Annotated in this window: 23 protein-coding genes; 22 read left to right on the forward strand and 1 reads right to left on the reverse strand. The window is 30.6% G+C overall.

The features are described 5' to 3' along the window. Positions 1-14: 14 nt before the first annotated feature. The 22 genes from NYQ10_RS11965 (at position 15) to NYQ10_RS12070 (ending at position 22,497) form a co-directional block, all read left to right on the forward strand. Positions 15-1,094 carry a LysM peptidoglycan-binding domain-containing protein gene (locus tag NYQ10_RS11965; protein ID WP_289876557.1) on the forward strand — a complete coding sequence of 360 codons (1,080 nt, stop codon included), beginning with the start codon at positions 15-17 and terminating at the stop codon, positions 1,092-1,094. 52 nt (positions 1,095-1,146) lie between these two features. Continuing rightward, positions 1,147-1,638, forward strand: coding sequence for a DUF4280 domain-containing protein (locus NYQ10_RS11970; protein ID WP_289876558.1), 492 nt, complete (start codon positions 1,147-1,149; stop codon positions 1,636-1,638). A gap of 10 nt (positions 1,639-1,648) precedes the next feature. After that, the gene (locus NYQ10_RS11975) at positions 1,649-4,399 is read left to right on the forward strand and encodes a hypothetical protein (protein WP_289876559.1); all 2,751 of its coding nucleotides are present in this window, start codon (positions 1,649-1,651) and stop codon (positions 4,397-4,399) included. Next, positions 4,396-5,319 (forward strand): hypothetical protein, encoded by a 924-nt coding sequence (locus tag NYQ10_RS11980; protein WP_289876560.1) that lies wholly within the window; start codon positions 4,396-4,398, stop codon positions 5,317-5,319. The genes NYQ10_RS11975 and NYQ10_RS11980 overlap by 4 nt, the downstream gene beginning before the upstream one ends. Next, positions 5,320-5,901 carry a hypothetical protein gene (locus NYQ10_RS11985; protein WP_289876561.1) on the forward strand — a complete coding sequence of 194 codons (582 nt, stop codon included), beginning with the start codon at positions 5,320-5,322 and terminating at the stop codon, positions 5,899-5,901. Positions 5,902-6,211: 310 nt separating this feature from the next. Next, positions 6,212-6,730 carry a hypothetical protein gene (locus tag NYQ10_RS11990; protein WP_289876562.1) on the forward strand — a complete coding sequence of 173 codons (519 nt, stop codon included), beginning with the start codon at positions 6,212-6,214 and terminating at the stop codon, positions 6,728-6,730. A gap of 100 nt (positions 6,731-6,830) precedes the next feature. Continuing rightward, positions 6,831-7,607, forward strand: a complete 777-nt coding sequence (locus tag NYQ10_RS11995) for a hypothetical protein (RefSeq protein WP_289876563.1) — start codon at positions 6,831-6,833, stop codon at positions 7,605-7,607. A gap of 251 nt (positions 7,608-7,858) precedes the next feature. Beyond that, the gene (locus NYQ10_RS12000) at positions 7,859-9,028 is read left to right on the forward strand and encodes a hypothetical protein (RefSeq protein ID WP_289876564.1); all 1,170 of its coding nucleotides are present in this window, start codon (positions 7,859-7,861) and stop codon (positions 9,026-9,028) included. A gap of 20 nt (positions 9,029-9,048) precedes the next feature. Further along, a complete protein-coding gene (gene tssO / locus NYQ10_RS12005) occupies positions 9,049-9,561 on the forward strand; it encodes a type VI secretion system TssO (protein ID WP_289876565.1) in 513 nt (170 codons plus the stop codon). A gap of 38 nt (positions 9,562-9,599) precedes the next feature. Then, a complete protein-coding gene (locus tag NYQ10_RS12010; protein WP_289876566.1) occupies positions 9,600-10,049 on the forward strand; it encodes a hypothetical protein in 450 nt (149 codons plus the stop codon). An 18-nt stretch (positions 10,050-10,067) separates the two neighbouring features. Next, entirely contained in the window at positions 10,068-11,438 is a 1,371-nt protein-coding gene (locus NYQ10_RS12015; RefSeq protein ID WP_289876567.1) for a DUF5458 family protein, read from the forward strand. Between the two features lie 93 nt (positions 11,439-11,531). After that, positions 11,532-12,056, forward strand: coding sequence for a hypothetical protein (locus NYQ10_RS12020; protein ID WP_289876568.1), 525 nt, complete (start codon positions 11,532-11,534; stop codon positions 12,054-12,056). 38 nt (positions 12,057-12,094) lie between these two features. Further along, complete coding sequence (locus tag NYQ10_RS12025) at positions 12,095-12,808, forward strand: hypothetical protein (RefSeq protein ID WP_289876569.1); 714 nt, start codon at positions 12,095-12,097, stop codon at positions 12,806-12,808. A 4-nt stretch (positions 12,809-12,812) separates the two neighbouring features. Next, entirely contained in the window at positions 12,813-13,244 is a 432-nt protein-coding gene (locus NYQ10_RS12030; RefSeq protein ID WP_289876570.1) for a GPW/gp25 family protein, read from the forward strand. A gap of 155 nt (positions 13,245-13,399) precedes the next feature. Beyond that, positions 13,400-13,786, forward strand: a complete 387-nt coding sequence (gene tssD, locus NYQ10_RS12035; RefSeq protein ID WP_029269192.1) for a type VI secretion system tube protein TssD — start codon at positions 13,400-13,402, stop codon at positions 13,784-13,786. A 112-nt stretch (positions 13,787-13,898) separates the two neighbouring features. Continuing rightward, complete coding sequence (gene tssD / locus NYQ10_RS12040; RefSeq protein WP_289876571.1) at positions 13,899-14,294, forward strand: type VI secretion system tube protein TssD; 396 nt, start codon at positions 13,899-13,901, stop codon at positions 14,292-14,294. Positions 14,295-14,325: 31 nt separating this feature from the next. Then, the gene (locus tag NYQ10_RS12045; RefSeq protein ID WP_289876572.1) at positions 14,326-16,134 is read left to right on the forward strand and encodes a type VI secretion system Vgr family protein; all 1,809 of its coding nucleotides are present in this window, start codon (positions 14,326-14,328) and stop codon (positions 16,132-16,134) included. A 2-nt stretch (positions 16,135-16,136) separates the two neighbouring features. Continuing rightward, positions 16,137-17,789 (forward strand): T6SS phospholipase effector Tle1-like catalytic domain-containing protein, encoded by a 1,653-nt coding sequence (locus NYQ10_RS12050; RefSeq protein WP_289876573.1) that lies wholly within the window; start codon positions 16,137-16,139, stop codon positions 17,787-17,789. A 64-nt stretch (positions 17,790-17,853) separates the two neighbouring features. Further along, positions 17,854-18,873 (forward strand): DUF2931 family protein, encoded by a 1,020-nt coding sequence (locus tag NYQ10_RS12055; protein ID WP_289876574.1) that lies wholly within the window; start codon positions 17,854-17,856, stop codon positions 18,871-18,873. Positions 18,874-18,959: 86 nt separating this feature from the next. Then, positions 18,960-20,087, forward strand: a complete 1,128-nt coding sequence (locus tag NYQ10_RS12060; RefSeq protein WP_289876575.1) for a hypothetical protein — start codon at positions 18,960-18,962, stop codon at positions 20,085-20,087. Between the two features lie 146 nt (positions 20,088-20,233). Beyond that, positions 20,234-20,611 (forward strand): hypothetical protein, encoded by a 378-nt coding sequence (locus NYQ10_RS12065; protein WP_289876576.1) that lies wholly within the window; start codon positions 20,234-20,236, stop codon positions 20,609-20,611. A gap of 53 nt (positions 20,612-20,664) precedes the next feature. Continuing rightward, positions 20,665-22,497 (forward strand): type VI secretion system baseplate subunit TssF, encoded by a 1,833-nt coding sequence (locus NYQ10_RS12070; RefSeq protein ID WP_289876577.1) that lies wholly within the window; start codon positions 20,665-20,667, stop codon positions 22,495-22,497. Positions 22,498-22,557: 60 nt separating this feature from the next. Here the strand turns inward: NYQ10_RS12070 and NYQ10_RS12075 are convergent, their stop codons facing one another. Beyond that, positions 22,558-24,342, reverse strand: coding sequence for a cytochrome-c peroxidase (locus NYQ10_RS12075; RefSeq protein WP_289876578.1), 1,785 nt, complete (start codon positions 24,340-24,342; stop codon positions 22,558-22,560). Positions 24,343-24,386: the final 44 nt, after the last annotated feature.

The following is a 24,386-nucleotide window of genomic DNA, read 5'->3' on the forward strand; positions in this document are numbered from 1 at the left end:
AAAATTATTCAAAAATGTATTATACAGATGAATCTGAGTTGTCATTTTATGACAAGTTTCGTACTTACAAAATAGAAAAAGGGGAGACACTACAAAGTGTTGCTCAAAAGTTTGGTATTGAAGCAAGAGAACTGAGAAGATATCATAATGCATATTGTTTGATTTCTGATTTAATTGAAGACGATTTTAAACGATATTCAAAGTTTTTGATTTTAGCTCCAGAAAAAATTGATAGAGAAGTAAATGAAATAATTGAAAAAAAGGAGAAGAGAGTAGTCTTAGGAAAAGAGAACAAATTGTCTTTTCTACCTAGAGGAATTTCTAGAGATTATAGTGTTGAATATACTTTTGAAGATGGCGGAAAAATTGACAAAATGGGAATGGCCATCAGAGTTAAGTGGATCGCTACAGATGAAAATAAATATACTTTATTTGAAATTACCAGATCGCTTAATCTTTTTATAGATGACATTGAACCTGATAGAATAATGGATGAATTAGGTTCGAAAATAGTAGAAGTTTTATATCCGTTAAAAATTGTAGTTGATGAGTCTGGAAAATGGATTGATATCTATAATTATGATGAAATAGTATCTAGATGGGAAAATAAAAAAAATGAAATTTTTGATTATTATAAAAAAGACGCAGAGGTAACGCAAGGACTTATAAAATTTTCAGAATACGCTTTGATGAGTAAACACAATTTATTTGAGAAGATTAGGTCAGATTATTTTTTAAGATCTTTTTTCAACGGAATTCATACTACGTATGCATCTGATTATTTGCTTCAAAAAGAAGTTTCATTTCCATTAGAAAAAATTGAAGAATCTGTTTTTAAGATTCAGCAAAAAATTAATCCTTTTTTAAATGATGATAATTGGGTTGAAATAGAACAAGAAGGAGAGTATCTGAATTCAGTAGAAGGAATAAATTTTAATGGTAAAATATGGATTGGTAGCTATAGGGCGTTATATTGTTTAAATTCTAATTCTGGATTTATAGAAAAAATGAATTTTGAATGCAGTATTGATTATATAGAACCTATTAAAATCAGTTTAAAAATTGAATCTTTAAAAAAAGTCGAAACAAAGTAAGTACTGATATTCTAACAAAATATTGATTTAATCACTTTAAAAAGAAAAAATCATGAGCGGAAAACACGTCGTTGTTCAAGGAGCAACTCTCAAATGTAAGTTTAGCGAAAAACCACAAACCGATATATTAAAAGTAAAATCTCAAAGTAAACACTTTGCAAATGATAATAGTGCAAAGAAAAAACTTATAGCCACGACAAAGGAAACAGGTCAGACTTTAGAAAAAAACACTTTCGGGAACTGTAAACTACAGCCAACAGGAAGCAGTTACAAACCTTGCCAAGCTGTAATAAGTAAATGGAGTGCTTTTTATGAAAAAGTAACATTGAGTAATCAAGGACAAATATTATTAGAAGACAGTAAAGGGGCTTGTCCAATTGGTGGACCAGATTGTATTTTAGTAACAAAACATGGTCAGGAAGCAGAACCAAGCAAACAAAACGTAAAAAATGCCAGAGAACTTTTAAGTAATCAGATCAATCCTTTAGTAGACATGGCTGAATTTAAAGAGAGTTTAGAAGATCAAGATTCAATTTGTAAGTAAATAAAATACGATGTCAGATTTTAAAATAGTAGGAAATCCAAATCCAGTAGTTGGTGTTCTTGAGGTATATAGTGTAAGTGATTTTTTTGAGAAAGTTCCAAGTAATCCTTTTAGTAATGAAAACAGTTTTTCTTATAATCCTGTTTATTGGGAAGTGTATGTTTTAGAATTGGGTAAATGGCGCAAAACAAAAGAAAACGATAAAACGGGAAATAAGATTTCATATACTTTTTTTGAAAAAAGCTTAACCAGAAAAGGTATTAGAATTTTAGCAAAAAAAGGAGATAAAATTGCGCGTTTGGATATTAAGTCTCTTCCGTCGCAACCCAAAATAGATCATATAGAATTATTAGATAAAAATGGAGCCAAAATAAACGGACGTTTATCATACGGACAAACAGTCAAAGCCAGAGTATTTTGTTTAAATATGGAAAAACAGAGAGTATCTGTAACGATGTGGGAGGATGATGTAAAAGGTGCAGGACATGATAAAGCTAATGAAAAAAACTTTATTGAAATAAAATCAGGAATTGTAAAATTCGGAAAAGCTGATATTGATTTTCTATTAAAGCCAAGTTTTGCAAAAGTCGCAGAAAAAGGAGGTCATGAAAAAGACAAAATCCACGAGTTTTATGTAACAGCTGAAACAGGAAATGGAAAAATAGCCAGTAATAATATAAATGTAAACGCGCCTGAAGTGCCAATAGCACCTTACAAAGCTAAGACAACTCCCAAAAAAGAGCCTATTAAAAGTAATGTGCCTGTACAGCAGCCCAAAACAAAAACCTCTGAAACTCCTAAAGCTGTAATAAGCAAAATTAATTCAGTAAATCTGACTGATACGGCTGGGCATAAAATAAAAGGCATATCTAGAGAAAAACAGATTAAAGTCTGGATAAATTCAACCGGATTAATTGGTAGAGAAGTCCGTCTTAAATTGTATGACGAAGATTTGGTTAGTAATGATCTGCTTTTTACTCATAACGTTACTATACAGTCAGATCTTCATGCAATAGTTGTATCATTAGATTCAATATCTAGAAGTTTAGGCGGAGATAATTGGGCAGAAGGAAACGAGCAGGAATTATTTGCTGAAGTCGAAGTTCTGCAGACTCATGATTTTATAAAAAGCGCTGTTGTTGATGTTGATGCTACGGTTTTTAAACAGGATCCTGTGGAAAAAACTGATAAGGTTTTGAAGAAGGGTGAGAGTAATAAGAATAGTGCAAAAGGTAAAGGAGAATGTTTCTGTTATAAAGATTTTGAAGAAAAAGATGTTAGGAAATTAGTCAAGTTATTGAAAGGATCAGAAACTATTTGGGAGGGACAGGCTTTAAGAGGAGGTAAAAGAGTAGATTGTCGTATTAATGATAAATCTTTTGCAACACTAACTAAAGAATTAAATGTTGCTTTAAAAAAATATGAAATAAATTCATGTATCCAAAAAATACATTTTCTTGCGCAAGCTTGTGAAGAGACAGGAACGTTTACATTGTCTGAAGAAACAAAGAGTGATTTTATATCTAGTCAAAGTATTTACAAAGGCCGAGGGCTTTTACAATTAACAGGTGTAAGGAGTGATCCTACCGATTCTAAATCTCGTTTTGATAAACCAGGACCATATCACGATTATGCAGATTATGTAGGAGATCAAAACATTACTAAGAAACCTGAAATTATTGCTAATAATGTGAAATATTGTATAGATAGTGGTGCATGGGAGTGGAGTATAAGTAAAAAAATGCCATCAAACAAAAATTCTCAAGCAGTGAAAAAATGGGGAGCAGAAACAGCAGGGAAATCACTTAATGAGTTAGCACTCTATGCTGATAAATATTTAGAATTGATTTCTGTATTGCTTAATGGTAGGAATAGTAATACTCAAATGCCAAATGGTTGGAATAAAAGAAAAAGCAATTATATTTTACTAAAAAACAATTTTTTCTTTTACAATAAGTATCATACGAATGATTCTAAGCCAGTAAATCCATTAGATTTAGTAACATATCATATATATGCAGAAGGTAAAATAGAGAAAGTTATACCTAAAATTATAAAAAAAGGATATGAAAATAAGTATAACTATGTATATCACGATAAAAATAAAGAGGAACATTCAATATGCGTTTTAGATTGGTTTAAGACAAAAGGAAAGGAGGTTGGAATAGTATACAAATCGAAACCAACTCATGCAGAAATATTGACAGATGAAAATGTATCAGATGGAAGTACAACACGAAGAGTGAAGTATAAAAATGATGATATTGCTGAATATGGTAAACATCCTACAAAGGGTTTAATTTGGCGCCTTTATAAATCTACAGGTAAAGATATTGAATTGATAAAAATGCCTGATAGTTTGGAATATTCTGTAGGTGAAGTAGTAATTAAATATAGTTTTTCTTCCACAAAAAGAAAATATACTGGCCCAAATGTTTTTGCGGGTTTTATAGGAGCTTTAGCTGAATGTAGTAACCCTGATGGAATTGTTACAACTGGAAGTTGTTTCAAAGAGGGGTCATGTTTTCCTAGTGCTGAACATGTGAATGGTAGAAGTGTTGATACTCTATATTATTATAATCTAAAAAAGGATCAGGAATTTATTGATGCAGTTGTCAAATTTAAATTTACTGAAGTTTTAGTTGGTAATAATGATTACTTTAAAAAATTAAAAAATGCAGAAGATGGTGGAGATTTACATGATTCTCATTTACACTCAGGAAACTTTAATAATAATAGTATAATAAAAATAAATAAATGAAAAAAATAATTTTTTCTTTAATAATTCTATTGCTGATTTCTTGTAAAAAAGAAAATGAATTTGAATCAATTCAAAGTTCAAAAAGTGATACAATAACTAAAAATGAAATTAATTTACTTCCATTTGGAGATGAATTAATATCTAAAAATGATTTTGTTAATCAAATTGTAAACGGAGAAAGTGTAAAAGCAAAAAGAAAGAAATTATCAGAGATTAATTTTGACTATAATGCCTTTAATAAGTGGAGACCTGATGCCGTTGAGAAAAAGAATATAGGAGATATTATTTTACAGTTTAAAAGAGAAAATAATGCTGATTCGAAAGCCGATATTTATACTTACATCTCCCTAACAACTTTTAAAAATGATAAAAAAATTGACAAAATAATTGTTTATAAAAATGAAAATTATTCAGAAGCATTAGTTGCTGTGAGTCAGCTTTTTTATATAGATCTTAATCTGAATTTATGGGTTTTGGGAATCAATGAAGACGAAGGAGGAATTAATTTAGGTTCTTGGAATCAATATAAAATTAACAAAAAAAGTGGAAGAATTGATTTAGTAAAACGTAATATAATTAGTTATCCCATTAACAAATACAATATCGGAAATACTAATTTATGGAAAGGAAAATATTTCTTTGAAAAAGAAGATTTAAATGATTTGAAAACCAGTTTTGATATTACTATTAATAGTTTAGATGATATATCAATAATCTATGTTAGTAAAGAAGGAATACCTAAAACATATAAAAATCTTGTTGCTAAAATGGAATCGAATGATAAAATAAAAATAGTTTTCAATGACGAAAATCTCGGAAGTATATATATTCAAAGTAATGAAGGAGAATATACAATTTTAGGTAATGTAATTTCGAATTTGAATCCAGGTAATGATGAATATTATTTAAAGAAAAAATAGATGAATAAAAACAAATATATTTTACTAGTCATTTTAATTTTCTTTTTTTTCCAAAAGATAGAATCCCAAAATATTACTAAAGACAATATCTTTTTAGGTGATCTAAGAATAGGTTCAGGAGAAGGAAAATATTTCAAATCAATTGCGAACAGTAAAGGCTCTGTAATACTCCAAAAACAAAATTCTTTGTATGAAACAAAATTCATAGACTTTAATAAATCGGATTTACTAAAGTCAGATTTCAAGAACACAACATTTAAATTAGTAAAACAAGTTTTAAACAAAAAAAAGCAATATAGAATTGTTCTCTATAGTTTATTAAATAATAAGAAGAAAGATTCAATAGAATTTTATAGAAATAAAAAAAATGCAACACCGAATTATAATTATGTATGTCTTTCTTATTTAGATTTAAAACATAATGCAGTTTGGCAAATAAAATATTTTACACCAGGTTCAGAAATTATCTTATATAAAAAAATTGATATTAGTAATGATGGCAGTCTTCAATCCGATATTCTTTATTATTTAGATGAATCTTTAGATGTTGAAATGTCAAAGAATGATTTATATTTTAATTAAAAGAAAATATAATAAGCGTCTCGCTCGTGATAATTAGTTTGGATTAAATTTCTAAAGCATATTATATCTTAATTTAGATTGCGTGCACGAACGAGACGCTCGCGCTAGCTAAAGATTAGTAAGATTTGTATATAAAAGTAGAATAAAATAAAAATTGAAATGAGAAAAAAGTTTTTTTTTAAAGGTTCTAATATTAACCCTAAGTTTAATTTCATGCAATAAAAAGAAAGAAAAAGATTTAGAATTTAAAAAAGACAACAAAGAACTCATTGAAGATAATTTGACTGTTAATAATAATACAAAAGATAATATGGAAGATTATAAAGCAAAATATAAATCAAAAAAATACAATCCCAGAATCGAAAAAGATTGTGATTTAAATATGGATGGTCAAATAGATAAAATTATAATTTTTGAACCTTCTGAAATAACTAATAATAAGCTAACAAAAGAATCACCTGTTTGCGTTTTTATCAAGAAAGAAAAGGGCTATGATATTTTTGAAAATAAAAACATTATTTACACTTCTTTTTTTAATTCGATGGCTGAAGGTCTTCAAGATTTAGTGGTGAAAGATAATTATTTCACATTTGAAGAAAATAATCAAGCTGGAGATATTAAAGGAAATGATTATATAACTTTTAAGTATGACTTAAAATCTAACAAAATTCTATTACACAAATATAGTTTTGAATTAGTTAGTTTTGATGGTGAAAATGATAAAAATTTCACTTATGATAATACAGTATTTGGAAAAATATTCTTTAAAGATTTCGATATAGATGCTATAAAAGGGAAGATTAATAATCTAAAAAATGAGGTTCGTTGAAGAAAAACGCACCAAATCTAGATTTTTTTTGTAAGAAAAAAACTTTTAATTAGACATAGTGTTACAAGAGTATTTAATTAAACAATGAAATAAATTTTATATGAAAATTGAAAATTTGACTGAAGATACAGCTGCAAAAAGTAATAAAAAAAAGAAAATTATAATATTTATTTTTTTGCTGCTAGTCATTATTAGTGTGCTTGGATATGTTAGTTATGTCCATGGTAAACCTACAACTTCTAGTTATGAAAGGGATAAACCACGAATATTTACAATTAGTGAATATGACAAAATCAGCGAGAGTTTTAAGAAAGTAATTCATCAATTATTTTTACAAAATGATTATTTAACGGACGGAACATATTTCTTTACTAAAATACCAAGTAGGGCAAATAAAGTTATTGCCTACGGCAATTTTTCTAATAAAAAGCAATATAATGGAGTAGCTCAGGCTTATGACGAAGGATATATTAATGATGATATTGCTGTTGTTTTAGAAAAGAATGATTTTAGAAGCAGCGCTATTTTTTTACTATCTGAAAATGGTGATGTATTATATTATAAAGAATTTGAAGATGAACTACCAACAATTAAATCTTTTAAAAAAGGGGCTAAAATTTTCATGGATAGTGCTGTTCTACAAAAAGCACCATCTGATGGTATTTTAATATTTACTAAAAATGAGAAAAGAGTATTGATATATGTTCCGGAGAAGAACATATTTGAAATATTTTATCAATATACAAACGAAGATTTGAAGAATAGAGAAATTGATATGGACGATGATTATGAAGAGGAAGATATTGATTCAGTTAAAACGGCAAATAAATTTAGAGAACCTCTAAATATTGTAAATGATAGTTTAGAAAAAAAATAGTTTTTTTGGCCTTCAATATATATTATCTTACTTCTGCATAATCCTTTGTGCAAAATATTATTAAAAATCGTTGCTCAATAAAAACTTTTCAGTGCAAATTCATAATAACTCCTAAAACAATTTCCAAAAACAAATAAACCTTAATTACTAGCCACCACTGCTAATAATTATCCCTAAAAAACCTTATGTAATTCAATTGCATGAGGCATTTTGCTATGGAATAAACTTAAAAAAAGAATAAAGAATAAATCATGATAGAAAAATTAAATCACTTTCCGGTCAACTGGATAGATGGAATGAAAATCAATAAAAGTCATTTTTTGGCAATGCAGGACAATGTTTCTGAATTGGTAAATGATGCAATCGGAATTCACACCACACCAATAAGTTACGGATTATTAGATTCTGGAAATCACAGTAAAGAATCGACCAAAATTACTTTAGGAATCGATAATCACAAACTTTTGCGAGTTAGAGTAGAAGAATGTCATGCCATTACACCAAACGGCTCGAGAATCGAAATCAGTAAGGCAAATACAGATACGCTGGATCTTCAGGTTCCGTATCCAGAAGATACGTATGAAATAAAAGATGGTGAACAAATAGAATTGCTTGCCTGTATTTCGGTTAACTCCAGAAAGAGAATTCCGTTTGGAGAACCTGATCCAGATGAGGTTCCGCCAAGATATCCTTATACACAACCAGAATATAAACTTCACTTAATTAAAGCAGAAGAGTTCCGATCAGGAATCGGTTATGGAGGTTTTTATCTGGCAATTGGAAAAATTTTAATTGGTGACACAACTGTTTTAGACGAAAATTATATCCCGGCTTCAGTTACAGTGGGCTGCCATTCAAAATTGACAGATATGCAGGCGCAAATTGCGAGATCATTTGGTCAAATAGAGATTTATTCTGTTCAAATTTCCCAAAAAATCAATCGATTTCAGCAGTCTGGTGTTTTAGCACAAACGGTAATACAATTGTCAGACAATACCAGTTATTTCTTAGGCAATTGTTTAACACAGTTTCGCTGGTTTTCGTTGCACCAGCATCCAGCTGCAATGTTGAGTACTGTAGTTTCTTTTGCCAGAGTAATGAAAAATTTTATTGATTCTAAATCAGGAGCAGGAAAAGAAGAACTTTTAAACTATTTCGCTGAATGGTGTGATTTATCTCAAGGTGATTTGGAAGTTCTTTTTACAACATTAATTAACACAAATTACGATCATGTTCACATTGACAAAACTGCAACATTGACTATGAATTTCCTTTCGAAAATCGAAAAACTGTTCGACACTTTAAGCAAACTGGATTACATCGGAAAGAAAAAAGAAAACATCGAATTATTTGTGGCAGAAACCGAAAAGAAAGATATCGTTCACAATCCAAAAAGACATGGCTTTTTCATTAAAGATTAATTATAAAGTAAATATAAATTATGGAAGTTTTAAATAAAAAAGAGCGTCAAAAGGCATTTTACGCCTTTTTGTGTGCCTTTATCATCACTTTTATCGTGATGTTTTCTGCATTAGCATTTAACCTTTATCTGCCGACGGCTGAAAATAAAATATTGAAAGCAGAGAATGAAATGATGAAAAGAGAATACGATTATCAAACCAGTTTTTCAATCAAAATTGATAGCGTGAGAATGACAATCGATTCTATTAATTCGCCTAAAGTAGATAATGATTTTCAACAGCGTTTGGCAAATGTTATGGTGGCTAATATTTATCAGAAAATACCAAAAGACACTACAGACAATAAGCGATTGTATAACAATATTATTCTGGCGTATAAAAATATTATCGATTATAAAAAACAAATCAGAAGCCTTACACACAATGCACATTTAATAGACAGTTTAAATCAGTCGGCTAAGACATACAAAGAAGAATTAGAAAAAGTTAGTCGCGATTTAGATGTATGTCGTCAGATTTATCAAAATCAGTAAATATCAATTAAAAATAATAACTATTTAAATTTAAAATTATGTTGTCAAACTACGGAATTGGAGGGAACGAAGTAAAAATCGATGCAGATGAAGCGATCATTGCAATACCTCAAAACAGAACACTTGTAGCACAAAAACTAACTGTTGATGCCCCAATTAAACCAGAATTGGTTGAAGGAATTACGAATGTAGAAAAAGCTTTTGAGCACTTTAAACCAGAAGTAAAAGTGAATTTTGAAAACGCTGACGGAGCTACAAAAGTGGAAGCTTTAAAGTTCAAAAATTTAGGAGATTTTGGTGTAAAGGGAATTACGGCTCAAAGTAGTTTTCTTTCTGATTTGGAAACTGAAAAAGATCAATATCAAAAAATTATTCGTCAGTTAAAATCAAATAAAATTTTGAAAGCCGCTTTGGAAGATGGCGAAGCAAAAAAAGCTTTATTGGAAAGCCTTGGAACGTTGATTAACGAATTAAAAGAAAATAAATAATATTAAAAAATAAAAGATATGTCAAATAAACAAGCACACCAAAATATCGGAGAAGATACTGCAGTTTTAGAACGTAAAGTTTCGGGTGTTTCTATTGAGAAAAATGTTGAGAAATTAGCTAAATATGGTGGATTTGATTTACTGGAAATGGCAATTGAAGGAATTCAAAACCTAAATCCGGACAGAAAAGCAAGAAGAAAAATTTTCCTTGGAGAAGTTAATAAAACCAAAGAAAGAGAAACATTAAAAAAAACTTTAGAATTATGGTCTTCGATTTTAAGCAACAATGAAGCTTTAACCGACATGGTGGCGCAATGTGAAGATAAATGCAAAGAGTCTGAGGTATTGTTAAAAAAGAACCTTGCTAAAGCCGTTGAAGACACAAGAGAAATTGAAGCTGCTTATAGAACTGTTGCCTTGTTTTTCAAAAACACAGAAACAGACAAAGTTAAAAACGTTACAATTGTAAATGCTGATATTGAACAGTTAAAAGATCTTGATAATACTCGTTTTATCGATGCAATTCACTCAGAATTAGTAGATAATTATGATCGTTTAGATCTTAAAAACAATTATGGTATTCTAGTTATTCCAGGATATTTAGGATCAAATAAAGTAATCGAAAAATGGGCAAAAATTGCACATGAAAACAAAGTAATGTTGGTTACCGACTTTGAACATCTTGACGAACCGGATGATGTTATGGAAATGTTCGATGCAGCTTCATTAACTGGAGGCGATGCTTATCGTTCTAACGTAATTATGACTTGCAACTGGTTGGTAGGACGCGGCAGATTTGATCAAATAGGAGAAAGCGAAGACTTACACATTGCGCCTTCGGCAGCTTTGGCTGGAAAAATCTATAAAACATTGATGTCTCAGGTAACTGCGGGTAAAAAATTTGGAGGAATAAATGAAGTTGACGGTGTTAAGTTTGATCTTAAGAAAAGTGAAATCGCCAATCTTGAAAACCTTGGTTTAGTGCCAATGGTAAACGAGTACGGAAAAGTAATGGCTTTCTCTGCAAAAACATTATTCAGCGGAGATAATCTAGGTTTGCAAACATATTCTGTAGTTCGTGTTTTTGATTATGTGACAAAAGTATTGATGGATTTCCTTAACCGTCGTGCGTTTGAAAACTTTACGGCAAAAACGCGTAAAGAAATAATGAATCAAATTGTAGCTTTTCTTGATGGAATCACTGGTCCAGATAAATTAATTGAGAATTTCGAAATCAGAAGATTTGAACAAGATCCAATCCAAAAAGATAGAATTTACATGGATATTCATATGAAACCATACTTTCCAGCTAAAAATTTCCTTATCAAAATGGATGGTCATAAAGGCGATGACGGAACTGAATGGGATACAGATTACGAACAAAAGTAATTTTCAAATAAATGAAAGGAAACACAATTTTTGTGTTTCCTTTTTAAACAAATTATTGATCTTTTGAATGATCAAACCAAATAATTCAAATTCATGAAAGCTCTCAAAATTTTATTTTTAATTGTATTTTTTTCTAATTCATTTTCAGTTTCGGCACAAAAAATAAAACCGATAGATACTTTAAACTGTCCTATTTCGCAAAAAGAATTATTACTGGATAAAAAGAATTTTGCAAGTGTGCCTCCAATACTACTTCGTGTTTACAATGAAGATTTTGAATATGCTGTTTTTCAACTCGGAAAACGAAAACGAAAAATATACTTATACTTTAAAATTTTTACTGATAATGTGTGTGTCAAACAAAAACAACCTTTAGAATTATATTTCAAATCAGGAGAGTTATATATCTTAAAAAATTCATTTTCTGTTAATTGCGATGGAACAGCCGTATTGCAATTACGACAAAAGGATATAAAGAAAATAATGGCAAACAATATTAATTCAATTAAATTTTTTACGCTTAAAAAAGATTATGAGTTTAGTCCAAATAGTGTTGATAATGATAATTTAAAAGAATACCTGAACTGTTTGAAATTGTATAAAGTAAAAAAGCGTTAAAAATTAATATTGAATTTTTGTAATTGAAATTTTAAGATATGGCTATACCAGAATTAAATCTTTCGTTAGGTCTAACAGATAATAATGGTTCTGTTTTTTATGCAGGGAGTGGGGAAGGAGAAATCATTGTAAGAACAGATTCGGCTTTAAAACAGCATACAATTGATATTGTAATTTCTGAAAAGCAAATAGGAACTGTGAATTTGAAAACGAATTTAGGTACTGCAGAAATTCCCAATGAGATTGAAGTTCCTACTTATCAAATGATTGTAACAGACAGTAAAACAGATGAAAAGGAAATGTATCTCGTTACGCGGGACACTTACTTTTTTAAAGAACAAAAAACTAAAAAAGGATTATGGAATTTTCTTGGATTAAAGTTTTTAGCTACTAAAAATTTTCTTTTCGAAAACATTTCCTTCGAACCTTTAAACGAGGCAATTGAAAGTTTTGATATTTCGAAATACAGAAAATTAAATCAAGATGAATTGACTTATTCTTTTCAACAAGAAGGAATCAATATTCAGATTTATGCTGGTGACATAAATAATCTTAAAGTTCAAAAAGGAACAAGTTGCTTTGTAATTGTTGATGAAAAAAGAGGACAGCGTTTTATTGGAGATATTTTATATCGTGAAAAGTTTTTGAAACTTACTCCGAAAGTAAAACTTCACATTATAAAAAGGAAAATGGTTTCTAAATCTATAGAAACTAATAAAAAGGGTCAAACAGAAAAGCTAATTTATATTTAAAGAAATGAAAGGTGCTTTTTATAAACTGCCAATAGATTTTAATGCAATACTCCAAAAGAAAGAACTGGAAAAAACTTCGATAGAACATTCTATTGCACAGCAAGTAATTCTTTTAGCCACAACCACATTTGGAGAATGCAAATTTGACGAAACTTTTGGGTCTAAAATCTGGGAAATAGATTTTGATTTATTAATGAATGAAAATACATTAAAAGAGACAATCTCTAAAACAATGAAACAATCGTTGCTTTTGCATGAAAACAGAATAAAAGTAAATGAACTCAAAGTAGAATTGTCAGAAACAATGTATTTGGTTGATAATATAAGCAGATCAAAAAAAAGAGTTGATATAATCATTGATGCAACAATAAAAAGCACTAATAGAGGATTTAATTTTAGAGGATACTTCTTCGTTGGACCACTTTCTTACAAATAATAAAAAATATTTTTTGTAAAAATTAAGTGCATAGAGACTGTATACAGTTTTGGTTAAAATTATAAGTTTTTATTTATTTAAAAATAAAATTATGTAAGAAATAATTTATATATTTACAATATGAATAAATAAATTAATAACTAAAAATTTTTATTATGTCGTTTTTAACATCATTGACAGTTGCAGGAAAAGATTACAAAGTACTTAACGTAAGTTATGATTTAGCTCAGGAAACTGATGCTTCTGGTCGTCCATCTACGGTAACACGTGGAGGAAGAATTATGATCGAAGTAGAATCAACTGGCAGTACAGAATTGTTCGAATGGATGACAAACAATTTCGAAAGAAAAGACGGGTCAGTAAAATTCATTAAACGTGATTCTAATGCTACTTTAAAAGAGTTGAAATTTACTGAGGCTTACATGGTGAAGTACAAAGAAAACTTTGATCATAACAGTGACAATCCGTTAACGGAGACTTTTATGATTTCTGCACGTAAAATTTCGATGGGCGGAGGTGAATTTGATAATGCTTGGGTATAAAACTCAGGACTTCATCAAACTTAATTAAGCTTGAAACTATTAAAGGAAGTCCATACAAGGACTTCCTTTTTTATTAAATACCCAATAATACACTAACTAAAATATATATAAAATGAGCTTTTTATCAAAATTACAAATCGACGGTGAAGAATATAATGTACTTGAATTTAACATAGATTTTAAACAAGAGATTGATAATTCGAGCAAACCAATCGGAAATGCAAAAGGTGGAATTATAAAAATAATAATTGAGGCAACACAAAACAGCCTATTTCTATCGTGGATGTTAAATAGTGATTTGACTAAAGATGGGAAAATTATTTTTTACAGAAGAGATGCTTTAAGTAAAATGAAAGAACTAACGTTTGAAAAAGCATATTGTATCAACTATCACGAACAATTTACAAGTACAACAGAAGTGCCAATGAAAATCACAATGGAATTAGTAAGTAAAGAACTGACTTTTGGCGATGCAAAATTCTCCAATAACTGGATTGCTTTAGACTAAGTTTTTAATAAACAAAAAATACTATTTCATTATGGGACATTTTTCAGAACAGGTACACATAACTATCGGCAGTTTTACACAAAATATTATTTATTATGATTTAAAGCTGTCACAGAAAATGGCAGGTCATCACCATTTTTCATTTGTGTGGCAATATACGGCTAAAGCAGTTATAAACCCGGTTGATCAGGCGCAGGCAATGCGAAAATACATTGGCGATGAAGTGATTTTTACTTTTAAGAGCGTGACTGGTATCAAGCTTATGAGCAAAGGAATTATTACTGAATTATCTTCTATTGATAGACACGGCAGTGCAGCCGGTCTGCATATTACAGGAATAAGCCATAGCAAAGTAATTGACGATCTGCCAAAATCCAGAACCTATCTGGAAAGAGGAATGGATGACATTGTGCTTGATTTATTGTCTGAAGGACCAACAGAATTTTATCAGAGAGAATCTATTAGATCAACTTATCTAAAAGAATTCAATTATATGGCGCAGTACAACGAAACCAATTTTGAATTTCTAACAAGACTGGCATCACGATACGGCCAGTGGTTTTATTTTGACGGAATGCGCATGCAGTTTGGACAGCTTAAAAACTCAAAAATTAAACTCATTAACGGAGCTTCTCTGCATAGTTTTAAGATTCAAGCCAATATGACTGCGCACACCATTTCGTTAGCAGGTTATGATTATAATAATGCAGCTGGAATTCGCGATGCAGCAGCAAAAACAGCTACAGGCAGTAAGGACAGTTTTGCTTCTATAGTAGGATTTAATCAAGGCACCGTAACACAAGGTGAATTGAGTATTGGCGCTTATACAAATAACGCACAAAATAAAGAAGAAATACAGGAAATGGTCACGCTGCAAACAGCAGGAAGTGATGCAAACAGTGTGTATTACAGCGGAATATCTTATTTTCCTTTAGGATTAGGACAGACATTTACTATTGTAAATCAAACCATAGAACACCAGCTTGTCTGTATCGAAGCCACACACCACTCAGAAGTTCATGGCAATTATACCTGCGAATTCAAAGCGATTCCTGCTGATGTTTCCGCGCCGCATTATACCAATACAAAAGTTTTTGCCAAAGCAGAAACACAACCTGCGAAAATTGCAGATAACAATGATCCCGAAGGTCTCGGACGCATAAAAGTGGAATTCTATTGGGGAGCGGCAACCAAAACAAGTCAGTGGATCAGAATGATTCAGCCACATACCGGAGCCGGAAAAGGTTTTTATTTTATCCCAGAAATTGGAGAAGAAGTTTTGGTTGGTTTTGAAGGAGGAAATTCCCAAAATCCTTATGTAATGGGTGCGCATTACAATGGAAGTGAAACATCAGGTCATAATACTCCTAAAAATGATTTAAAGGTTATACAAACCCGTTCTGGAATTATAATTATCCTAAATGATGCTGATGGAAGTGTTTTAATTGAAGATCCAAGTGGGAACAAATATTTTATGGATGGAAACGGAAGTATGACTTGCGATGCTCCTAAAAATCTAACACTAAATGCAGGAGAAGACATCAATATAAATGCTGGGCAAAATATGATAACCAATGTTGGTCTTAATAAAACCAATACAGTTGGAGGCAATTATACAGAAATTATTACAGGGTCAAAATTCCTAACTATAGGAATTAATTTCATCCTAAATGTTACAGGAAGCGTACGTGAATGGATAAAAGGAAACAAAGAAACTGAAAGTAAAGATATCAAAAAACGCGCTAAAGAAATATTCATAAATAGTACAGAAGAAAATATTACGATGCTTGGCGCTAAAAATGTAAATAACCATAGTGGTGAAACCTCTAAAAACGGATAATCATGAGTATCATAAGTATTATAGAAGGAAGACTTACCGAAACGGCTACTGGCAATATAGAAATACATGCTACTGAAGGAGATCTTACAATAGCAGCAGCCAAACATAACAGACAGTACGGAGAAGAAGGCATAAATTATCATAATTATGAACCGCTGCATCCTGATGATTCGATGTCTGATGAAAAAATCGTGCGATTAAATCTGTTTTTTGATGGAACACAAAACAATAAAACAAATACAGAAGCAGGAAAAGAACATGAAAATTCCAACCATCTGGATGACAGTTATACCAATGATTATTCTAATGTAGCGCGTGGTTATGATGCGGTAGACCCAAATAAGGAAAACCAAATTAGGATTTATATAGAAGGAATTGGTACGGAAGATTCAGAAAGCGAAACTACTTTTTTTGGAAATATGCCCGACAACTCAGGAATTCCGCAGGGCGAAGGAGAACGAGGGGTTAAAGCCAAAGTGACTAAAGCTTGTTTTTTGTCTGCTGAAAGTTTACAGAAATATGCAGGAAAGAAAATGATACTTGAGGTAAATGTATATGGTTTTAGCCGAGGAGCAACAGCTGCTAGGCATTTTCTGCATGTGGCCACCACGCCAGCCGTAACCCATACACCACTGCTTAGCAGTAAGGAAACAGCCCTGCCTCCGTACGGTCTGAAGGGAGTGACCTATGCAAAAACGGATGAAACGGATGCACTGGTAAAAAAGCATGGCTTTTTTGGCGCCTGTCTGGCAGCTCAGGGATTTACTCCTAATGAAATTATTTTCAGATTTATTGGTTTATACGATACTGTTGCTGCTTATGGGGTAGACCATCGAGGCAAAGAAGTTTTTGGTGTCAGCATTATTGATAACGATACCAAACAGTTAGGATTAGATGCTGTAAAAAAAGCCTCTTTTGTATTGCAGTTTGCGGCCGATGATGAGCATCGCGATAATTTTGATTTAACCAACATTGACAGTGCTGGAATAAACGGCTTAGAAATCACGCTGCCAGGAGTGCATTCTGATATTGGGGGCTGTTATGTAGAGAATGATTCTGAAAGAGTAGATCTTTTTTATGAGCCTTATTTTAATAGGGAATGCGAAAAATTCAAAGAAATATTGATTGAGGAAGGCTGGTATAGTCCTGATCAATTGCATATTATTCATTCGTACACTAAAGATTTTACCCAAAAAGTACCAGAAGAATACAATGATAATCCCGTAGGATATTACGGTTTGGTAGGTATAAAAAAAGAAGTTCACAGGACGTATGATAAAGTGTCGCTCAATCGGATGTTTCATTATTCGAAACAATTTGATGTGTTTTATAAAACTTTAAATATAAATGATCATAAGATAAAAGACCCATTTTTAATGGGCGTAGACAAACAGTTAGTGCATTATATCAACACCTGTACGCATGTAAGAAATCAATATGTAAAACGGTTTAATGAAGGTGAAAATGTTCAAAAAGAATATTTAGCAGAAGTAAAAAAAATGCATTATAAGGATTTTATTCATGCAAATGATTTGAAGACACTTAGAAGAGAGTACCTGCATTGGTCTGCCAGTGCAACTAAATTTGGGTTGGGTCCCAGAGTAGGAGGTATAAAAAAAGCAACAGAAAGAACCCGTAACATACAATATGGATAGACTAATTAAAATTGTAGTCAGTGTAGTATTCTTACTACTTTTTATTCAAATAATACAATGCCAGATGAAAAAAAACTTACCGGAATTTTATGTTGAGATATCTGCTCCAGATAGCAAGTATGACGTAACTCCTATTTACGATACCATAAAAACTTTAGAAGGAGTTTATGCAGGTTTGCCTTATGGGAGCTCTTCTGGAAGATGGGGTGATTCAGGTTCTACATGGACAGCACAACGCGGAACTCCCATTGGAGCGGATATAACTTTTTATTCCCGCTATGAAGATGTTTTTTATCGTTTAAATGTCGATTTTCCTATAGATACTATTAAGGATTATATGGAAAGAGCCTATGCGAGAATAGATGATGAAAACGGAGAAACACAGGAATATAAAAAACTGGGTCGAGGCCACAAATCTTCGAGCGGAAACTCGTACGACAGTTTCAGCACTCTTGTTTTTGGTTTTGCGCCAAAAGGGATGGTGGTAGTGTGGTTAAATTTTGGGATTACCCGTATAGAGCTAGGCAGATATCAGGCAGAGATACTATCAGATACAGTAATTATTGAAAAAATAAAGAAAAAATATTTAAAGAAATATGGTTTAACTTCTGAAAGATATGATGAAGCGGCTAAAGAATATTTTCTTACAGATGCAAGCCCTCAAAAATGGTACAATTATCGCAGCCGTTACAATTGGCGCCCCGTAGTGATTTCAGAAAATCCTAAAACAGAACTCATACAAGTTCAGACTTCGTTTTACAATGGCGAAATAGAATGTATGCTTCGCCCATGGGTAATTGATCCTGTTTATAAAGAAAGAGCAGTTCCGTCAGAAATTAATGTAGTCTGGATGACAGGCAAAAAAGACGAAGATAAAAAACAGGCTTATCTCTATTTTAGTTGGGAAAAAGTAAATGAAGTTTTTAAAAAATCAGGTGGTAAAATTGATGTGCAGATCAAAATCTCGAAAGAAAATAACGTTGCGCTTATGCTCAATGGTAAGCCCTTTGAAGCAGACAGTACAAGGGTATTTGATTGGTCACCTAGTATGCTGGGCGGAATGATGTATAAAAATATAAAGTAGAGAGATAAAAAAGTAATTAGGAATAAATAGGTAAAGATAATATTCGCCTGAACTTAATTATGATTTATTTAAATTAAAAATTTATTATGAATAGACATATATTAATTGTGTTCATTATTTTCGGTTTTATAAGCTGTAATAATGCACAAAATAATAGATTGCCAGAAGAATATAAAAATTATAAGTCCTTAGATTCGATAGAAATCAAAGATACAATACAGTTTGGAAATCATTATTTGAAATTATTGTTTAAAAGCTTCGATCCGATTGAAGTAGTATTGTTGCCATCAAAGGAATTAATTGTAGTCACAACGAATAAAAAAGAAGGTTTTGATATTATAAAAAACTTTTTTAAATTAAATAAAAAAGGTGAGATTATAGATAGTATATCATTTGTTGAGAACTACAAAATGGGAAAAGAAGAACTGCTAAATAACTATATAGTTAACAAAAAACAAAAATATTTTAGAACTTGGCCATTAGACGGAAAAAAAAATAAGATAAAATTTATTTTACAAAATGAGAGAATGAACGCAGATCGTGTTACTGAAAAAAAAATGATAGATGAAATATTCAATAAAGCACAATTTAGAATAATTGATTATGATTTTAATTACGTTGAATCTAAAGATGATTCAAAAGTGATAAAAAAACAAAATGATGAAATAGAACCTGAAATTATAGAATTAAATAGAACAGTATACATAATTGTTTATTTAATGAACGGCGAATGGTTTAACTACTACACGTTTACAGATATTTCAAAACGAATTTCGCTGGATGAACTATTAAGTTCAAGAGAAGGCTCCAACACCTTATTCAAAAAATATAATAAAGCTGAAAAAGATTGGGAAATATTGGTAAATAAAAATATAGTTTATAAATACTTTCATAAGATTAAGAATCAAAAAATAATAATCCCAGGCGGAGGTAATACTTCTTATCAATCTGATTGGTGGAAAGGTCAATTATTTTCAAATATCGTTGTTAGTAATGATACTCTTAAAATATATGATTCATTATTTCTTGATGAAAACTGGCCATCAAAAACACCTATAATTATTAATAAAAAACAAATAGGTTCTTTACATAGAGGTGAAAGAGAATATTTTGAATCGTTAATGTATTATTTGAATAAATCTTTAAATTATAGTTTATTTACGAATGATGAAAAAAAATTATATATAATAAGAGAAAAAGATTCAATAAAATAAACTAAGATTATAATAGATAGATCTCCACCGGCTATCGCGAACGTCTCGATCATTCTGTTACCATTTCTCTTTCCTAAAATAAGTTTATACAAAAACAAAAAAATAAATAAACTTTTTTGAGGAAAAGACAATCAAACAATAGCTATATGTCTTTTTCAGTATTTATATTATTAAAAAATAAATTCAAATCAAATATAAAGATCACATTAATCTTTATCACCTTATTCTTATCCAGCTGTACCCAAAGCACTTTTTCGGGCTATGTACATGATTTTGACTCAAACAAACCCATTAAAAATGTCAGCATCAATATCAACGGAAACAGTATACAAACAGACAGCACTGGTTACTTTAGTCTGAATGTGAAATCAAAATCAAATTGTATCATAAACTTAAAAAGAGAAGGTTATGAAAATAAAAAAGTCTATCGAAAATCAGATCTTTCTAAACACGATACTTTGCAAAAAAGTAAAAATACAACCATTTATATGTTTAGAAACGACAGCGAGTTTTTGAAAAAATAAAATGTTTTTAGAAAAATGAATTTGTAATTCAATTACACTGAAAAAATGATATCATGAGACAAGAACGAATAAAAGACAGAGTATTAAAAAGAGCGGCCAAATCATGGGGATTTTCAGATGTAGAAATGGAAACATCTTTTGATCCAGTTGTATCGATGATGTTAAACGCATTATCCTATGAATTGGAAAAAATTGCCCACGAACTCGAAGATTCTAAAACCCGTGTAGTCGAGAGAGTATTAGAAATTATGTTTCCAGAAGTGACATCGGGAGCAAAACCCGCAAGAGCAATTCTGCATGCATTGCCAATAGAAAATAATATAAAAGTTTCTCTGCAAAATCAAATGACGGCAAGCAGAAGAATTCATAATATTTATAATCCGCTTGCACCAATTACAAAAGAGATAGTACTTGCGCCAACTCTCGAAGTAAAACTGTCTGCCTGCGAAGTAAAATATATTGCTTACGAAAGAAATTTATATCAAATCTCGAATCTTTTTTATAAAGATGTTGTTAGAGATTACAATCATACTTTGCCATCTGGAGAGATTTTTTTAGGAATTGAATTAAGCGATGAAAAAGTAATAGAGATCGAAGATTTAATGTTGTATATCGACATTAAAAACACCCATCAAAAAGAAATGTTTCATTATTATTTAAAACAAATGAAATGTTTTCTTGATGATAAAGAGATAAAAGTAAAAGAAGGTTATAATGTACCTCTTAATAATCTTGATATTGAAGGAATTATCAATAACAATTATTCTAATCTTACTGAAATCATGCAGGAAGTTAATGAGTTTTATTTCGATAATTTTTACACTTTAAAAGGAAGTTTAAAATATAAAAACATAAAAGAATATGCTGCTGAATATAAGCCTTTTGAAGAAGCTGTAGAAAGTGATAAATCTGTTATTTGGCTAAAAATGATATTTCCAGAATCACTAGTTCCAGAAATTATCGATAATGTTTCTTTTACAGCAAACTGTTTTCCAGTAATCAATAAGAAGAAACATGATCTAACCAAGACGCTAGACACTTTTTTATCTTATGTAGCATTAGATACTAAAAATGATATCTTTCTTGATATAGACGCTGTTGTAGATGGACTTAACAAACGTTATGAAATAAAAGAATTTAAAGAAGGCATTTTGGAAGAAGGAAGTGCTGTATTGAGAACAGAAGGGGTTTCCAGATTTGATTCTAGAACAGCTTCTCAGTTATTGCAAAACGTTTTAGATTTATTAAAAGATGAAAGTTCGTCTTTTGCTGGTTTAGGAAAAGATTTTATGAATAGCTCTTTGGTCGAAATTAACCAATTGTTAAATTCTGTAGAACAGCAAGCCAAAGAGAGTAGTTTTTCTAAAAATAATGATCCTTATTTAATGATTAAGCCTAAAGCTGATGATTCAATAGGGAAATCATTTAAAATTACTTATTGGTCAACATGTGCAGAGGAAGGAAATGATATTAAAGCCGGAACTGTTTTAGAATGCAAAGATGATTTATTTTTTGTGAGTCATACAACAACTCTTATGACGAATACAGTTGGCGGATTGAACAAACAAAACAATAAAGACAGGATTTTAGCTTACAGAAATGCTTTATTAACCCGTGGAAGAATCGTTACATTTGCTGATATCAAGGCCTTCGGATTTAATCATTTTAAAAACTCAATAGAAGATATCAGAATAGAAAAAGGAACACGAAAAGAAATATCTGTTACAGCTGGATTTAGCCGAACAGTTGATATTCATATCAAGACAAATCCTGAAGAAAAACAACATTTGTCAAAATCAGAATGGGAATATTTATGCGAAAGCTTCATGAAAAATCTTAAAAATAGATCGTCAAATGTGTTTCCATATAGAATGTTTATTGACTAAATAAAAACCGCCGAAAAGAAATTTTCGGCGGTTTTGTTTAATTGAGGTTTTATTTTGGTTTTACTGGTATTTTTTATCCGTAAGCGTTTTCATAAAAGCAACAAGCGCTTTTTCTTCTTTTATCGTTAAATTTAGTTTATCAAATGGTAGGGTTTGATTTTCCACTTCGTAACCTAAACCAATTCCGCCACCTTTATTGTAAAATGAAACCACTTCTTCTAGCGTTTTGAAAACTCCGTTATGCATGTATGGCGCTGTAACAGCTGAATTTCTTACGGTTGGTGTTTTGAAAGCGCCAACCAATTGCGGCATTTGATTGTATAAGTAACGCCCCTTGTCTGGACTTAGAGATTTTCCCGATGCTTCATTAGGAGTTCCGATAACTTCATGTTCGGTTTTGGAATAACTTGGCGGAACTGTTCCGTTAAACAATGGCGTAAAATGACAAGTTGCACATTTTGCTTTTCCCATGAAAAGATTCATTCCGTCAATTTCTTCATTATTCAAAGCAGTTTTATTTCCTCTCATATATTCATCAAACCTTGAATCAAAACTATTTAAAGAGCGTACATAACTGGCAATCGCATTTTGAATCTGCCAAGCTTCTGGTTTTGATGTTTTTGGATATGCTTTTTTAAAGAGTTCGACATATTTTTTATCTGTTTGAATTTTAGCATGAATATTCTCCATTGAGCCATGCATTTCATCTTTATTCTGAATTACATCTACACTTTGTTTTTCTAAATCCAATTGACGCATATCCCAAAATTGTGCATTTTGCAAAGACGCATAGGTTAGAGTAGGAGTATTTCTGGCTAAATTTATTCCAGTTAATGATACGTTTGTTTTTAAACCGTCTGTAAAAGCCTTTTCAGGATTATGGCAGCTTGCACAGCTTCGATCGTTATTTTTAGAAAGGCTTTTATCGTAAAATAATTTTTCACCCAAAACGGCTTTTTCTTTTGTAAAATTATAATCTTCCGAAAGTACAAAGGCATTTACATCAAAAGCCTCTTTGTCAAATAAAGTTTCAATTGATGGTTTTAACGGACTAGATTTTTTTACATTTTTAATTTTTTCTTCTTTTTGAAATGCTTTTAATTTTTTAGAAATCGGATTTAGATATTCGCTAATGAAAACCGCACGATTAAAAGAATTAAAATTATTATTCTTAGCACAATATTCTTGAGCCTTTTTTGTAATTTCTTTTAATTTAGATAATGATTTATTATCAGTATTAATTTTTTCAAGGGTTTCAGGAATTGAGATTAAACTTTCTCCAGTTTCGAGAATTGAGGACTGTAAAATCGGACTATCAAAACCTGTTATTCCTAGAGCAATAACCCTGAAAACATTCTGCTGAATGGCGTCTAGCACATAATCATCGCTTATAGCTATTACATCAAAAGTGTTATTAAGCTGTTTAATATTTGCTCGAAAAATATTTAATTCTCGTATTAAATCTTCTTTACTTTTGATGTCATATTCTGGATAAATAATTTCTTCCATAACCTGAAATCCGTGAGGTTCAAAAGATCTGTTTTCTTCAAGTTCCATTTCGTCAAGAGCAGGACCGTTCATGAATCTGGCTGTTTCCGGAATAAAATATTCAATTGCCCATTCAGTCCTTTTATATACTAAACGTGATTTTTTAAATTGCTCTACAATTTCTTTTTGTGATGAATTGTTTGTTACCAGTTTTTGAAATTTTGCAATTTCATTATCTAGTTTACTTAAATTAATAAGCAATTCTTGTTTAACTGTAGATTTTGATGTTTTGTTTTCTTTACAGGAAATGAAGAAACAAAATATTATAAATAGAAAAGTAAAATGGTTGAATTTCATAATGGTGTTGTAATAGAAACAACCCTTACTGTAAAATAAGGGTT

Source organism: Flavobacterium johnsoniae (assembly GCF_030388325.1).
GTDB classification, from domain to species: domain Bacteria; phylum Bacteroidota; class Bacteroidia; order Flavobacteriales; family Flavobacteriaceae; genus Flavobacterium; species Flavobacterium johnsoniae_C.